The organism is Variovorax sp. V93 (assembly GCF_041154485.1).
GTDB lineage: Bacteria > Pseudomonadota > Gammaproteobacteria > Burkholderiales > Burkholderiaceae_C > Variovorax > Variovorax beijingensis_A.
The window spans coordinates 681,382-694,499 of the sequence record NZ_AP028669.1; the positions used below are offsets into that span (position 1 = coordinate 681,382).

A 13,118-nucleotide genomic window follows, 5' to 3' on the forward strand; every position below is an offset into this window, starting at 1 on the left:
TCTTTCTTTGTTTCTCTATGGATGCAGGGCGCGTCAATCGAAGGCGACGACGGTGACTTCGGCATCGGCGGTGCCGGTGAAGCGGGTGGCGATGCGCTCGATCTCGGCGAGCTGGTCCATCGCCTGCGAGCACGCGAAGCCGTACCTGGCGCGAACGCGCTCGGAGGCGATGCCCAATGCCTCGCGCGAGCGCCGCAGGAAGTCTTCGAGCGCGTAGCGTTCGCCGGGCGCGAAGAAATCCTGCACCACGGACGAGGGCGAGTAGCAGCGTGTTTCGCTGGCGTCGGGCCAGCGCACCTGGAAGTGCATCACGGGCATGCGAGCGCCTCCTGCGGCGGCTGGATGAAGGCATTGCTGCCGAAGTCCCACAACAGGGCCTCGTTGCCGCCCGCCTGCAGCCGTACCTGCCGCGTCGCATCGACCTCGCCGACCACCGCGCAGGCGATGTCGCGCGCGGCGAAGCGGCCGAGCACCGGCGCGACCTGCGAAGGCGGCACGCTGAGCACGAATCCGTAGCTCGGAAAAGAAGAAAGCCAGCGCAGCAGCGGCACGCCGCCGGGCCTGGGCAGTGCATCGAGGTCGATGCGCGCGCCGACGCCCGAGCACTCCAGCAGCATCATCGCGGTGCCCACCGCGCCGGCCATGCTGATGTCCTTCGCGGCGCGGCACAGGCCGTCTTCCGCAATGGAGGGCAGCAGTTCGAGGTCAGCGCGCAGCCGCGCGGCCGGCGCCGTGGTCGATGCGTTCCAGTAGGGAAAGGGCTCCTCGTAGGCGCCGCGCAGGTCGGCCGCCATCACCAGGAGGTCGCCGGGCCTGGCATCGAAGCTCGTCAGCAGGCGCCGTGCATGGCCGAGGATCGCGACCGCGAGCTGCGGCCGCTCGCTGCGGTTGTTGCTGTGGCCGCCCACCACCGGCACGCCATAGCGCACCGATGCTTCCGCCATGCCGCGCAGCACCTCGTCGGCGGGGTCCATGCCGGTGCTCCACAGCGCATCGACCACGGCCGTGGGCCGGCCGCCCATCGCATAGATGTCGCTCACGTTGACCATCACGCCGCAGTAGCCCGCGAACCAGGGCATGCGCACGATGAAGTCTTCCACCAGCCCTTCGATCGCGAACAGCAAGTAGCCGCCGTGGCCGTCGGGGATGGCCGCGCAGTCGTCGCCGATGGGCACCGCCTGCGCGAGCGCGGCATGGCCGCCGGGCAGCGAGCGGCCGAGGGCCGACACCACGTCGCTGATATCGCGCTTGTGGGCGAAGCCGCGCGTGGCGCGCAGCGCTTCGGTGATGGCGTGGACATCCGTCATGACAGCACCTTCGCGCGCGTGACGAATCCGCTCACCGGGTCATGGCAGGGCGGATAGAAAGCGAGCCCCGCCTGCATGCGCGCATGCGGACGGCCGTGGATGGCGCTCTCCTCGAGCAGCTGCCAGCCGAGTTTCTGGAACAGCGGCACGTTCTGCATCTGCACCTGCGCGAAGAATTCCTTGCAGCCCAGCGCATTGGCGCGCGACACCGCCAGCCGTATCAGCGTGGCACCCAGGTGGCCCTGGCTGCGAAAGGCCGGATGCACGGCCAGCCGCGAGCCCCACCATTCGCCAGCTGCCTCGCCGCGGTGGATGCGCACCGTGCCCACCACCTGCTCGGGCATGCCGGCGTTGCACGACATGGCGACCAGCAGCTGCGCATGGCCGTCGGTGGCGTCGCGGTCGTCGCGCGCGAAGATGCCCTGCTCGATGCAGAACACCGCGCGGCGCAGTGCCATGGCTTCGTCGCGCTCCCACTGCTGCGCGGCTTCGCGCACCAGGTATTCGACCGGCGCGTAGTGCGGGTCGAGTTCGCTGAGGTCATCGATGCACAGCATGTTCAGCCTTCGCTTTCCTTTTCGTAGACCGACAGCGACGAGCAGGCGCCGCACTTGCCGCAGCCGGCCTTGATGTCGGCCGAGCGCAGCCCGGCCGCCACCACGCGCTCGCCCAGCGGCGTCAGCAGCGACTTCATGAATTCCGGCGATGGCGCGGGATGGTCCTCCAGCGGCGTGCCGCTGATCGGCACGAAGGGCACGACAAACGGGTAAACGCCGCGCGCGAGCAATTGATCGCAGGTGTCGAGGATGGCCTCGCGCGTGTCGCCCAGCCCGGCCAGGATGTAGCTGCTGACCTGGCCGCGCCCGAACACGCCCACCGCCGCCTCGAAGGCGCTCATGTAGCGCGAGACGGGCACGCTGGCCTTGCCCGGCATGAGGCGTTCGCGCACCTCGGGCGTCACCACTTCGAGGTGCATGCCCAGCGTGTCGATGCCCGCGGCCTTCATGCGGTGGAACCACTGGTCGTCGTCGGGCGGCTCGCACTGGCCCTGGATCGGGATGTCGACCGCAGCCTTGATCGCGAACGCGCTCTCGCACAGGATGGCCGCGCCGCGGTCGGTGGCGTTGGGCGTGCCGGTGGTCATCACCATGTGCTTCACACCGTCGAGCAGCACGGCCGCGCGCGCCACTTCGGCCAGCTGTTCGGGCGTCTTGCGCGCGATGGTGCGGCCGGCCGCGAGCGACTGGCCGATCGCGCAGAACTTGCAGCTCTTCCTGCGGCTCTCGTAGCGGATGCAGGTCTGCAGCACGGTGGTGGCGAGCACGTCGCTGCCGTGCAGCGTGGCGATCTGCGAGTAGGGCACGCCGTCGAAGGTCTGCATCGCGTAGAAGCGCGGCTGCTTCGGAAAGCTGATGCTCGCGATGGGGATGCTGCCGCGCATCACGCGGCTCACGCCCTGCGCGTCGGGTGCCTCGGCCGTGAACGGCGAGTGCCAGGCGCTGGAAGTGTGGACCGGCACCATGATCGTGTGGCCGTCCACCGTCACGGCCTTGTGGTCCGACGGGCCGGCGCCGCCGCGGCGGCTCGCCGCGCCGGCCGAAGGATCAACCAGCCGCAACCCGAAGGACTGGAGCTCGGTCATCAGCTGCCGGCTGTCCGGCGGGGTCGTCGTGGTGGTGGTCATGGTCGGGGCTCCGTTGAACGAGAGGTTGCGTGAGATGCATCGGCACGGTGGTCTGCGCGGGCCGGTCGTTGATGGCGAGCGACAGCAGTTCGGGCCGCGCGTAGTGGCCGACCGAATCCATCATTCGCTTGCGCTTGGCGATCAGTGCCATGTCGAGGTCGGCCACCACCATGCCTTCGCCCTCGGTGAGCGGCGGCGCAAGGTGCTTGCCCTCGGGCGAGACGATGGCGGTGTGGCAGCCGCCGCGCAGCGCCTTCTGCAGGTTGGCGTCGGGTGTGACGCTGCGGATCTGCTCGTCGCTGAGCCAGCCGGTGGCGTTGACCACGAAGCAGCCCGACTCCAGTGCGTGGTGGCGGATCGTCACTTCCATCTGCTCCGCGAAGACCGGGCCCACCAGCGAGCCGGGAAACTGCGCGCAGTGGATTTCTTCGTGCTGCGCCATCAGCGCGTAGCGCGCGAGCGGGTTGTAGTGCTCCCAGCAGGCCAGCGCGCCGACGCGGCCGACGGCGGTGTCGACCACCTTGAGGCCGGCGCCGTCGCCCTGGCCCCAGACCATGCGCTCGTGGTAGGTGGGCGTGATCTTGCGGCGCTTGAGCGCGAGCGTGCCGTCGGCGTCGAACACCAGCTGCGTGTTGTAGAGGCTGCCGTGGTCGCGCTCGTTCACGCCCAGCACCACCACCATGCCGTGATGCCGCGCGCGCTCGGCCACGGCCTGCGTGACCGGACCGGGAACGACCACCGCGCGCTCCGCCAGCCGCAGGTGCGGCGCGCCCTGCAGCACCGGCGGCAGCACGAAGCTGAAGTAGGGGTAGTAGGGCACGAAGGTCTCGGGAAAGACCGCGAGCTGCGCGCCCCGGGCCGCGGCCGCGTCGATGGCGCCGCACACGCGATCCAGCGTGCCGTCGGGCCGGTCGAAGTCGGGCGCGATCTGGATCGCCGCGGCACGCACGATGCGTGGGGAAGAGTTCATGGTCACCCCCTGTCCGCAGCGGCAAGCGAAGCGAAGCCAATTCGGGGAACACCGCAGAACCGGCTTTGCCGGGCTGCTGGTGTTGCCCCCGGCGAGGGGGTTGGCGAAGCGACACGAAGTGCGCGAAGACTGGGGGTGGACATGTTCACAGCGTCCAGGTGTCGAGGATGACGGCGCCGGCCTTCTTGTGCAGCAGCACGAGGTCCAGCACGTCGAGCGGGTTGATCGGCGTGATGCCCTCGATCAGCGCGCCTTCGCCGTGGCCGTACAGTGCCTGCAGCGCGAAGCGGCAGGCATACACCTTGCCGCCTTCTTCCATGAACTTGCTGATCTGCTTGTTGAAGTTCTGGTGGCCCGGAAAGGCCTCGTCGCCCAGCGTCGGAAAGCCGCGCTGCACGCCCAGCGTCACGCCGGGGCCGTACAGCAGGACCGAGGTCTCGTAGCCCTTGCGCCGCAGCCGCGTGGCCTGCAGCAGGTTCACGAAGCCGATCGAGCCCTCGAAGGCCACGGTGTGGAAGGTGACGAGCGCCTTCTCGCCGGGATCGGCCTTGACGTCTTCGAACACTTTCTCTTCGTAGTCGACGAGGAACTCGCCTTTCTCGTTGCGGGGGCGGGTGACTTTGGGCATGGGGTACTCCGGTTGAAAGGGGGATGAACGCAGGTCTTGCGTGCCTTTCTCTTCGCAGGCGATGTGCCAGCGCCTGGCGCGGCGCGTGCGATCAATGCGCGATCAATCCGCCCGGGTGCGGCCTGGGCGCCCGAAAACTTTTTTCGGGTCCCGTGAAAAGTCGCTGCAGAGGCGGTCGGCGCGGCCCTGGCCGCACCGGAAAGACGCATCCGCCATGCGATCAATGCACCCGATCAATGGAGTTGATCGCACCTGATCGAGGCGCCCGGCCCCCTGGAGCGGGCGCGATTCCTGCGTGCCTGATCGGTGGCCCGATGCAATCAATGGATGCAATCAACTCCGCCGATGACCACGATCACCGCCCACTGGCGCAAACAGCTGCGCAACACCACCAAGCCGGCCTACCTGCTGCTGGCCGAATTGATTGCCGACGACATCAAGACCGGGCGCCTCGCGGTGCGCGACCGGCTGCCTACCTTGCGCGAACTCGCGGCCGAGCTGGAGCTCAACTACACGACCGTGGCGCGCGGCTATGCCGAGGCGCGCAAGCGCGGCCTGATCGATTCGCGCGCCGGCACCGGCACCTTCATCCGCTCGGGCAGCCCCAGCCTGCGGCTGCGCGGCGGCAGCGGCGCCGAGATGACCATGAACATGCCGCCCGAGCCCGACGACCCGCACCTGATGGCGCGGCTGCACGACAGCGCCAGCCGCGCATTCGCAGAGGCCGACCTGCACGACCTGCTGCGCTACCAGGACTTCGGCGGCACCGCGCACGACCGCGAGGCCGCGATGCACTGGCTGCGGCCCTTCGTGCCCGATGCCGGCATCGACCGCATCCTCGTGTGCCCCGGCATCCATGGCGTGCTCACGGCGCTGTTCTCGCAGCTCGCGCGGCCGGGCGAGCTGATCTGCGTGGAGTCGCTCACCTATCCGGGCGTGAAGGCCATCGCGGCGCAGCTGGGCGTGCAGCTGCATGCGCTGCAGCTCGATGACGACGGCCCCATTGCCGATGCCTTCGAGCACGCCTGCAAGACGCTCAAGCCCAAGGCGCTCTATTGCAACCCCACGCTGCTGAACCCGACTGCCGGCACCGTGTCGCGCGCGCGGCGCGAGGCGCTGGCCGACGTGGCGCTGCGCTATGCGGTGCCGATCATCGAGGACGACGCCTACGGCATGCTGCCGCGCCAGACGCCGGCCGCGCTCGCCACGCTGGCGCCCGGGCTCACCTACTACGTGAGCGGATTCTCCAAGTGCTTTGGCGCGGGCCTGCGCAGCGCGTATGTGTGCTCGCCCACCGTGGTCCAGTCGCAGCGCCTGGCCGGCGCGATGCGCGCCACCACCGTGATGGCCTCACCCATCACCAACGCGTTGACCACGCTGTGGGTCGAGGACGGCACCGCCGAGGCCATGCTGCAGGCCGTGCGCGGCGAATCGATGGCGCGGCAGGCGCTGGCCGCGCGGCATCTCGGCGGCAGCGGGCTGCAGGCACATCCCGAGGGCTTCCATGCCTGGCTGCCGCTCTCGCCGGGCTGGAGCCCGGTGGAGTTTGCCTCCTACCTGCGCACGCAGAACGTCGGCGTGGTGGCGAGCGCGGCCTTTTCCACCGATGGCGATCCGCCCGAGGCGGTGCGCATCTGCCTGGGCGGCCCGATGTCGCGCGAGCAATGCGACCAGGCGCTGCGGCTCATTGCCGACACGCTCGCGCATCCGCTGCATCCGCACGCCACGCTGCGCGGCGGCTGAGCGCAGCGGCCGCGTCAGGAGCAGTCGAGCTTCATCGCCTCGATGCGGCCGCCGAAGCCCAGCTTGCGCATCAGGCCGCCCTCGCGGCTGTTCGCCGGGAAGTCGACCGTGCGGTCCCTGAACATCGCGTGCTCATACACCTTCAGCGTGGCGCGCGGGCCCACGCTCACGCTGTCGATGTCGCGCCTGAGCTGCCTTGCGGTGCCCCGGTCCATGCTCTGGACTTCGGCCGGCCCCACCAGCGTCAGCATGTCGCCCTGGAAGTTGCGGCCGGTATAGAACTGGGCCCAGCAGCCCGAGGCCAGCGCGGGGTCCTCGATGCGCACGGGCACGAGCAGGATCGTGGGATCGGGCTGGTTGGCCGCGGAGGCGGCGGGACTGGTCGAGCGCGTGGGGCCGGACATCTGGGAGCAGGCGCCGAGCGCCACGGCGCCGGCAATCAGGAGATAGCGGAAATTCTTCATTGGATGGGATGGTGATTTGCTGTTGGTTGGGTTGCGGTTGGGAAGCGAGCCGCCCAGGCTACCGGCCACGGCTTCCCGCCGCGTAGGAGCAAGGCCCAAGCTCCCGTCCCCGCGACGCGACGGAGGCGTTTGCCGCGCGCAACGCCGGGCGCGAAATCTCCGCGAATGGCTGCGGCCCGGATGCGCCCATTTCCTACGCTGGCCGGTGCCGAGGATGCCCAGTCTGGCGATTCGCATCCATCCGATTTTTTTCATCATCGAAGGAAGCCATGGCCACGAGCAGCATCCTGGGAGGCGACCGCCCGCCGGAGGAACCGAAGGGAAAGGACGTCGACAGCCTGGGGCCCAGCGACACGAGCGACAGCGGAAGCGACGTGCGCACCTCGCGCGAGCGCAGCGCCATTCCCGAAGACGCCGCGGAAGGCGCCATTCCCATCGCGCATGAAAGCAGCACCGATGCCGAGGGCACCGGCGAGCGAGCCTCGGCGGACGCGCCGCCCTCGGCGCTCGATGCGGACATCCTGCCGGACCGCACCGAGGACGCGGGCTCGGCCGCCGGGCTTGCCGGCACGGAGGAAGAAAACGACGACAACGACGACGATGAAGCGGAGGACGCCGGCAACAAGCCCGCCTGAGGCGAGTTCGGCGCAACGCCATGCACGGCCCACTTGACTGCGCGCTCCACGGGCTCCAGCAGCTGGCCTATGCACGGATCACGCGCGAATTCCACCGGGCCTGGCAGGCGAGGGCGGACTGTCCCGCATCGTGCGAAGCCGCGATCGGCGAGTCGCACCGCCGGGTGCAGCACTGCGAGCAGGTGCTCGCGCAGTTGCGCCTGCTGATCGACGATCCACACCAGATCGCGGAAATCAAGATTGCGCGCGCGCTGTACCTGCGCCTGCTGCTGGAAAGCGCGCCCGTGCGCCTGCAGTCGTGGAGCGACAGCGAAAGCTTCGACGACATGCCCAGGTCCCACCTGTTCGAATGGATTTCCTACGACTTCGAACGGCTCGAGTTGGCCGAGCTCGAGGGCTCCATGACGCCCGAGGAAGCCGCTTCGTACGCGCACGCGCTCGACGCGCGCGCCAGCAGCCTGCGCGAGGAGTGAGCGCGCGGGCAGGCCCCTCAGCCCCGGCCCAGCACGATCGCGCCTTCCTGGATGTAGCGGTCGAATTCGAGCTTGGGAATGGCCGCGGTCAGCGACTGGCCCTGGTCGGTCCAGGTGAGCACGACGCTGTCGTCGGCCATCATGATCTGGCAGTTGCCCTTCGGAATCTTCAACTGCGGGCCGTCGCCGGCGCGAAAGGCCACATCGCCCGCGATGCGGGCGTCGATCTGCGTGGTGGAAGTCATGGGACTGTAGATCCTTCGAAAAGCTGCAAGCCTTATTTCTCGCGCGCTCCTGGCTCGCACGTGTAGGCAAGAACACCATTCCCGCGCCGGCCGCAGGCCTGCGGAGATTCGCAGGCCGGGGCGTGCCCCGAAGAACGCTTACAGCGGACGTCAGGCCAAACCGACACCGGTCCTCGTTCGCTCGAACACCATTTCTCCTGGGACCAGCGCGATGAGGCTGCCTTCGGCACCGCCTTTGCTGGCAATTTTCAACCCGCCTCCCTATCGATGAGGCATACGAAGGAGTCAGACATGGCCAATTACACGAACACCGCGGACACCGCCACCACCGAAGACGTGGTCAAGGTGCTGAACGATCTTCTGGAGAACTCGCGCGACGGCGAATACGGTTTCCGCGCCTGCGCCGAGGAGGTGGATTCCCCGCAGCTCAAGCAGGTCTTCCAAAGCCGCTCGGCCGAGTGCGCCAAGGCCGCGGCAGAGCTGGTCCAGCTCATCCAGCGTTTCGGCGGCTCGCCCGACAAGGGCGGCACGGCGACCGGTGCCATGCACCGCGGCTGGGTGCACGTGAAGGGCTCGGTGGGCGCCAACAGCGCGCTCTCCATGCTCGAGGAATGCGAGCGCGGTGAAGACGCCGCGGTGGCGCGCTACCGCAAGGCGCTGAAGGAAGACCTGCCGGCCGACGTGCGCGCCGTGATCCAGCAGCAGGCCGATGGCGCCAAGCGCAACCACGACCAGATCAAGCGGCTGCGCGACGAGATGCGCAGCAAGAGCAAGTAAGGGGCTGCGCCGCCCGGCGGGGCCGCACGGGGCAAAATGGACGGCGTCCTGCAACTCCGGCGGCCTTGCCCTTGACCTCCATTCACCACGACCTCACGCGCTTCGATGCCGCCATCGTCGATCTCGACGGCACCATGGTCGACACCCTCGGCGATTTTGCGGTGTCGCTCAACCACATGCTGGGCGACCTTTCGCTGCCGCCGGTGGCGCCGGCCGCCATCGAGAAGATGGTGGGCAAGGGATCGGAGCACCTGATTCTCTCGGCACTCGCGCATGCGATGCCGTCCGCCGGCGCGGCGTCCGAGAGGGCCGACGCGCGGGCGCTCTTCGACCGGGCCTGGGAGCGTTATCAGCACCACTACCTGGCCATCAACGGACAGCATTCGGCGGTGTACCCGGGCGTGGTCGAAGGGTTGAAGGCGCTGCGCTCGCGCGGCCTGCGCCTGGCCTGCCTCACCAACAAGCCGACCTCGTTCGCCAAGCCGCTGCTGGCGGCGAAGGGGCTCGACGGCTTTTTCGACTTCGCGTTCGGCGGGGATGCCTTTGCAACGAAGAAGCCCGACCCGCTGCCACTCCTGAAGACCTGCGAAGCGCTGGGCACCGCGCCCGCGCGCACGCTGATGATCGGCGATTCCAGCAACGACGCCAAGGCCGCGCGCGCCGCGGGCTGCCCGGTGGTGCTGGTCACTTACGGCTACAACCACGGCGAACCGGTGCGCGGCGTCGATGCCGACGGCTTCGTGGACTCGCTCGCCGACATCGACCGAAGCGTTTCCTGACAGCGCCGCGGCTACTTGCCGAGCAGCGCGTCCTTGAGCTTCCAATCGGCCGGCGCCGGCCCGAGCCAGATGCGCAGCAGCGCGTTGAAGAATGCCGGCTCCTTCACCGGATCGGGCTGCGGCACGCCGCGCACCGTCACCAGCGTGCCCGTGCCGGGCAGCCAGTCGATGGTGAAGGTGTCGCCGGCCTTGAGCTGTTTCTGGTCGGAGAACATCCGGCCCATGCGCAGCAGCCCCGGAATGAGGTTGACCATTTCGCTCTTGGGCGAATTCTCTTCCACGCCCTTGGTGAAGAACCTGCCCAGCTCGTCGGCATCGATGTCGCGCAGCATGGTGATGGCCACGCGCTTGGGCCCGGGCGCGGCCAGCGCCTCCTCGGGCGTGGAGACCTTCTTGCCGACGTACAGCCCCGCCGCGTACACCTTGAAGACCGCCTTGTAGCGCACCCCCGCGCCGTTGAGCTGCAGGGTGCTGCCGCGCAGGTCGAGGGTGTCGTTCAGCTTGACGCCGGCCACATCGACCTGCGCGGCCGAGGCGCCGAGCGCGAACCAGGCGCAGGCCAGCACGGCCAGGCGGGAGAACGACAGGGTCGGGAGCGAAAGGGCAGCGGGCACGTGGCTTCCTTGATTTGCGAACGATCGTTCGAATGTATCTTTTCGTTTTACTCGCGGTCTTCGGGGGAACCCTGAAGGCGGCAGTTGCACCCGGCGGCGTTTTCGTGGGCTAAACTCCACGCTCCATGTTCGTTCATCACATCATTCAAACAGGTGAAGGCAGCCGGGGAGCCTGGCCCTGGCGTCGCCATACATCGCTGACTGTTTGATTGCACGGCGCACGCCGTGCGCCCGCGGCACCGGATCGCTTTTCTCGACTCCGGGCCACCAGTGAATGACCTTGCCGCCGGCCAAGAAGCGCCGGCAGGCAACTGGAGAACGAATCCGTGATCACCGAACTTGAATTCAAGAGCCTCAGCGCCCGGGGCTACAACCGCATTCCGCTGATGGCCGAGGCCTTTGCGGACCTCGAAACGCCTCTTTCCCTCTATCTGAAGCTCGCCCATTCGCAAGGCGGCGGCAAGCACAGCTTTTTGCTCGAATCGGTGGTGGGCGGCGAGCGCTTCGGGCGCTACAGCTTCATCGGCCTGCCGGCGCGGACCTTGCTGCGTGCCACCGGCTTCGGCGCCGAGGCCGTCACCGAGGTGGTGACCGACGGCCAGGTGGTCGAGACGGCCGCGGGCAATCCGCTGGACTTCATTGCCGAATACCAGAAGCGCTTCAAGGTGGCACTGCGGCCCGGCCTGCCGCGTTTCTGCGGCGGCCTCGCGGGCTACTTCGGCTACGACACCGTGCGCCACATCGAACGCAAGCTCGAAAAAAGCTGCCCGCCCGATGCGCTGGGCTGCCCCGACATCCTGCTGCTGCAGTGCGAGGAACTGGCGGTCATCGACAACCTGTCGGGCAAGCTCTACCTGATCGTCTATGCCGACCCGAAGCAGCCGGAGGCCTACGCCGCGGGCAAGCGCCGCCTGCGTGAGCTGAAGGAAAAGCTCAAGTATTCGGTGAGCGCGCCCGTCGTGAAGCCCACGCAGCCGCATCCGCCCGAGCGCAGCTTCGCCAAGGCCGACTACCTGGCGGCCGTGGAGCGCGCCAAGGAAATGATCGCCGCCGGCGACTTCATGCAGGTGCAGGTGGGCCAGCGCATCAGCAAGCGCTACACCGAGTCGCCGCTGTCGCTGTACCGCGCGCTGCGTTCGCTGAACCCGTCTCCCTACATGTACTACTACCACCTGGGCGATTTCCACGTGGTGGGCGCCTCGCCCGAGATCCTGGTGCGCCAGGAGAACACGGGAGACGGCGAGCAGAAGATCACCATCCGCCCGCTGGCCGGCACACGCCCGCGCGGCGCCTCGCTCGAACTCGACAAGGCGGCCGAGGAAGAACTCATCAACGACCCGAAGGAGCGCGCCGAGCACGTGATGCTGATCGACCTCGCGCGCAACGACATCGGCCGCATCGCCAAGACCGGCACCGTCAAGGTGACCGAGGCCTTCGCGGTGGAGCGCTACAGCCACGTGATGCATATCGTGAGCAACGTCGAAGGCACGCTGAAGGACGGCATGACCGCCATCGACGTGCTCAAGGCCACCTTCCCGGCCGGCACGCTCACCGGCGCACCCAAGGTGCATGCGATGGAACTCATCGACCAGCTCGAGCCCACCAAGCGCGGCCTGTACGGCGGCGCCTGCGGCTACATCAGCTACGCGGGCGACATGGACGTGGCCATCGCCATCCGCACCGGCATCGTGAAGGACCAGATGCTGCACGTGCAGGCCGCGGCCGGCGTGGTCGCCGATTCGGTGCCCGAGCTGGAGTGGAAAGAAACCGAGGCCAAGGCGCGCGCACTGCTGCGGGCGGCCGAACTGGTCGAGGAGGGGCTGGAATGAGCAACGTACCCGACATCCAGAACGACTTCTCGCACGAGATCATCGGCGCCGCCGTCGAGGTGCAGCGCGTGCTCGGTACGGGCCTTGGCGAGGACGCCTACGCGGCCGCGCTGGCCATCGAACTCGCCGAGCGCGAGATCGGCTTCGCGCAGGGCGTGGCACTCTCGGCCAGCTACAAGGGCCGCTCGCTCGGCGAGGTGTACCGCGCGGGCTTCGTGGTCGAGCAGTCGGCCATCGTCGAGCTCAAGGCGGTCGACGTGCTGACCGACCTGCACCGCGCGCAGGTGCTCGCCGCGCTGCGCCTCTCGGGCCTCAAGCTGGGCCTTCTGATCAACTTCAACGTGTTCCCCGTCGTCAAGGGCGTGCACCGGATTGTGAGCAAGCCATGAAACTGCTGATGATCGACAACTACGATTCCTTCACCTACAACATCGTCCAGTACCTGGGCGAGCTGGGTGCGGACGTGCAGGTGCACCGCAACGACGAGATCACGGTGGCGCAGATCGGCGAGCTGATCGCTTCCGGCGTGACCCGGCTCGTGGTGTCGCCGGGGCCTTGCTCGCCGGCGGAAGCGGGCGTTTCGGTGGCGGCCATCACGGAGTTCGCGGGCAAGCTGCCGATCCTCGGCGTCTGCCTGGGCCACCAGGCCATCGGCGCGGCCTTCGGCGGCAGGATCGTGCGCGCGCAGCAGCTGATGCACGGCAAGACCAGCGAGATCACGACCACGCGCGAAGGCGTGTTCGCGGGGCTGCCCGAGAAGTTCATCGTCAACCGCTATCACTCGCTCTCCATCGAGCGCGAAAGCTGCCCGAAGGCGTTGGCGATCACCGCGTGGACCGACGACGGCGAGATCATGGGCGTGCGGCACACCGGCTTTGCGCATGACGTGCGCATCGAGGGCGTGCAGTTCCACCCCGAGTCGATCCTCACCGAGCATGGCCACGCCATGCTCAAGAACTTCCTGGACTGA

17 protein-coding genes are annotated in these 13,118 nt (G+C 68.2%); 8 read left to right on the forward strand and 9 right to left on the reverse strand.

Features of this window, described 5'->3' with window-relative positions; genetic code table 11:
• Positions 1-33: 33 nt before the first annotated feature.
• The 6 genes from ACAM54_RS03025 to ACAM54_RS03050 all read right to left on the reverse strand — a co-directional run bounded on the left by ACAM54_RS03025 (position 34) and on the right by ACAM54_RS03050 (position 4,589).
• Positions 34-318, reverse strand: a complete 285-nt coding sequence (locus tag ACAM54_RS03025; RefSeq protein ID WP_192323533.1) for an MSMEG_0570 family nitrogen starvation response protein — start codon at positions 316-318, stop codon at positions 34-36.
• Positions 309-1,307, reverse strand: coding sequence for a sll0787 family AIR synthase-like protein (locus ACAM54_RS03030; RefSeq protein WP_369649793.1), 999 nt, complete (start codon positions 1,305-1,307; stop codon positions 309-311). The genes ACAM54_RS03025 and ACAM54_RS03030 overlap by 10 nt, the downstream gene beginning before the upstream one ends.
• On the reverse strand, positions 1,304-1,864 hold the full coding sequence (locus ACAM54_RS03035; protein WP_209503145.1) for an MSMEG_0567/Sll0786 family nitrogen starvation N-acetyltransferase: 561 nt from the start codon (positions 1,862-1,864) through the stop codon (positions 1,304-1,306). Before ACAM54_RS03035 ends, ACAM54_RS03030 begins: the two co-directional genes overlap by 4 nt.
• A 2-nt stretch (positions 1,865-1,866) precedes the next feature.
• Entirely contained in the window at positions 1,867-2,949 is a 1,083-nt protein-coding gene (locus ACAM54_RS03040; RefSeq protein WP_369650941.1) for an MSMEG_0568 family radical SAM protein, read from the reverse strand.
• Entirely contained in the window at positions 2,912-3,961 is a 1,050-nt protein-coding gene (locus ACAM54_RS03045; protein WP_369649794.1) for a Nit6803 family nitrilase, read from the reverse strand. Before ACAM54_RS03045 ends, ACAM54_RS03040 begins: the two co-directional genes overlap by 38 nt.
• 145 nt (positions 3,962-4,106) lie before the next feature.
• Entirely contained in the window at positions 4,107-4,589 is a 483-nt protein-coding gene (locus ACAM54_RS03050; protein ID WP_013539065.1) for an MSMEG_0572/Sll0783 family nitrogen starvation response protein, read from the reverse strand.
• 345 nt (positions 4,590-4,934) lie between these two features.
• Between ACAM54_RS03050 and ACAM54_RS03055 the strand changes: the two genes are divergently transcribed.
• Positions 4,935-6,332, forward strand: coding sequence for a PLP-dependent aminotransferase family protein (locus ACAM54_RS03055; protein ID WP_369649795.1), 1,398 nt, complete (start codon positions 4,935-4,937; stop codon positions 6,330-6,332).
• A gap of 14 nt (positions 6,333-6,346) precedes the next feature.
• On the opposite strand, the gene ACAM54_RS03060 is transcribed toward ACAM54_RS03055, so the two are convergent.
• Positions 6,347-6,796, reverse strand: a complete 450-nt coding sequence (locus ACAM54_RS03060) for a hypothetical protein (protein ID WP_369649796.1) — start codon at positions 6,794-6,796, stop codon at positions 6,347-6,349.
• Between the two features lie 269 nt (positions 6,797-7,065).
• Here ACAM54_RS03060 and ACAM54_RS03065 point away from each other — a divergent pair, with 269 nt between their 5' ends.
• Both ACAM54_RS03065 and ACAM54_RS03070 read left to right on the forward strand, forming a co-directional pair.
• The gene (locus ACAM54_RS03065) at positions 7,066-7,431 is read left to right on the forward strand and encodes a hypothetical protein (protein ID WP_369649797.1); all 366 of its coding nucleotides are present in this window, start codon (positions 7,066-7,068) and stop codon (positions 7,429-7,431) included.
• A gap of 20 nt (positions 7,432-7,451) precedes the next feature.
• A complete protein-coding gene (locus ACAM54_RS03070; RefSeq protein ID WP_369649798.1) occupies positions 7,452-7,904 on the forward strand; it encodes a hypothetical protein in 453 nt (150 codons plus the stop codon).
• Between the two features lie 17 nt (positions 7,905-7,921).
• On the opposite strand, the gene ACAM54_RS03075 is transcribed toward ACAM54_RS03070, so the two are convergent.
• A complete protein-coding gene (locus ACAM54_RS03075; protein WP_145742388.1) occupies positions 7,922-8,149 on the reverse strand; it encodes a hypothetical protein in 228 nt (75 codons plus the stop codon).
• A 291-nt stretch (positions 8,150-8,440) separates the two neighbouring features.
• Here ACAM54_RS03075 and ACAM54_RS03080 point away from each other — a divergent pair, with 291 nt between their 5' ends.
• Positions 8,441-8,926 carry a PA2169 family four-helix-bundle protein gene (locus ACAM54_RS03080; protein WP_145742386.1) on the forward strand — a complete coding sequence of 162 codons (486 nt, stop codon included), beginning with the start codon at positions 8,441-8,443 and terminating at the stop codon, positions 8,924-8,926.
• A 71-nt stretch (positions 8,927-8,997) separates the two neighbouring features.
• The gene (locus ACAM54_RS03085; protein WP_209503148.1) at positions 8,998-9,705 is read left to right on the forward strand and encodes a phosphoglycolate phosphatase; all 708 of its coding nucleotides are present in this window, start codon (positions 8,998-9,000) and stop codon (positions 9,703-9,705) included.
• A gap of 11 nt (positions 9,706-9,716) precedes the next feature.
• On the opposite strand, the gene ACAM54_RS03090 is transcribed toward ACAM54_RS03085, so the two are convergent.
• Positions 9,717-10,319: a chalcone isomerase family protein gene (locus ACAM54_RS03090; RefSeq protein WP_369649799.1), complete on the reverse strand. Its 603-nt coding sequence runs from the start codon at positions 10,317-10,319 to the stop codon at positions 9,717-9,719.
• Between the two features lie 326 nt (positions 10,320-10,645).
• On the opposite strand from ACAM54_RS03090, the gene trpE reads away from it, so the two are divergent.
• From trpE to ACAM54_RS03105, 3 genes are read left to right on the forward strand one after another with little or no spacing between them, the layout of a single operon-like run.
• On the forward strand, positions 10,646-12,148 hold the full coding sequence (trpE, locus tag ACAM54_RS03095) for an anthranilate synthase component I (RefSeq protein ID WP_369649800.1): 1,503 nt from the start codon (positions 10,646-10,648) through the stop codon (positions 12,146-12,148).
• Positions 12,145-12,537, forward strand: a complete 393-nt coding sequence (locus ACAM54_RS03100; RefSeq protein ID WP_369649801.1) for a GxxExxY protein — start codon at positions 12,145-12,147, stop codon at positions 12,535-12,537. Before trpE ends, ACAM54_RS03100 begins: the two co-directional genes overlap by 4 nt.
• Positions 12,534-13,118, forward strand: a complete 585-nt coding sequence (locus ACAM54_RS03105; protein ID WP_369649802.1) for an aminodeoxychorismate/anthranilate synthase component II — start codon at positions 12,534-12,536, stop codon at positions 13,116-13,118. The genes ACAM54_RS03100 and ACAM54_RS03105 overlap by 4 nt, the downstream gene beginning before the upstream one ends.

Bases quoted from the DNA above. Each gene is read 5' to 3' on its own strand.
- ACAM54_RS03025 (WP_192323533.1), bottom strand. From the start codon at position 318: ATGCCCGTGATGCACTTCCAGGTGCGCTGGCCCGACGCCAGCGAAACA.
- ACAM54_RS03100 (WP_369649801.1), top strand. From the start codon at position 12,145: ATGAGCAACGTACCCGACATCCAGAACGACTTCTCGCACGAGATCATC.
- ACAM54_RS03070 (WP_369649798.1), top strand. From the start codon at position 7,452: ATGCACGGCCCACTTGACTGCGCGCTCCACGGGCTCCAGCAGCTGGCC.
- ACAM54_RS03105 (WP_369649802.1), top strand. From the start codon at position 12,534: ATGAAACTGCTGATGATCGACAACTACGATTCCTTCACCTACAACATC.
- ACAM54_RS03045 (WP_369649794.1), bottom strand. From the start codon at position 3,961: ATGAACTCTTCCCCACGCATCGTGCGTGCCGCGGCGATCCAGATCGCG.
- ACAM54_RS03075 (WP_145742388.1), bottom strand. From the start codon at position 8,149: ATGACTTCCACCACGCAGATCGACGCCCGCATCGCGGGCGATGTGGCC.
- ACAM54_RS03030 (WP_369649793.1), bottom strand. From the start codon at position 1,307: ATGACGGATGTCCACGCCATCACCGAAGCGCTGCGCGCCACGCGCGGC.
- ACAM54_RS03055 (WP_369649795.1), top strand. From the start codon at position 4,935: ATGACCACGATCACCGCCCACTGGCGCAAACAGCTGCGCAACACCACC.
- ACAM54_RS03065 (WP_369649797.1), top strand. From the start codon at position 7,066: ATGGCCACGAGCAGCATCCTGGGAGGCGACCGCCCGCCGGAGGAACCG.
- ACAM54_RS03050 (WP_013539065.1), bottom strand. From the start codon at position 4,589: ATGCCCAAAGTCACCCGCCCCCGCAACGAGAAAGGCGAGTTCCTCGTC.
- ACAM54_RS03080 (WP_145742386.1), top strand. From the start codon at position 8,441: ATGGCCAATTACACGAACACCGCGGACACCGCCACCACCGAAGACGTG.
- ACAM54_RS03060 (WP_369649796.1), bottom strand. From the start codon at position 6,796: ATGAAGAATTTCCGCTATCTCCTGATTGCCGGCGCCGTGGCGCTCGGC.
- ACAM54_RS03035 (WP_209503145.1), bottom strand. From the start codon at position 1,864: ATGCTGTGCATCGATGACCTCAGCGAACTCGACCCGCACTACGCGCCG.
- ACAM54_RS03040 (WP_369650941.1), bottom strand. From the start codon at position 2,949: ATGACCGAGCTCCAGTCCTTCGGGTTGCGGCTGGTTGATCCTTCGGCC.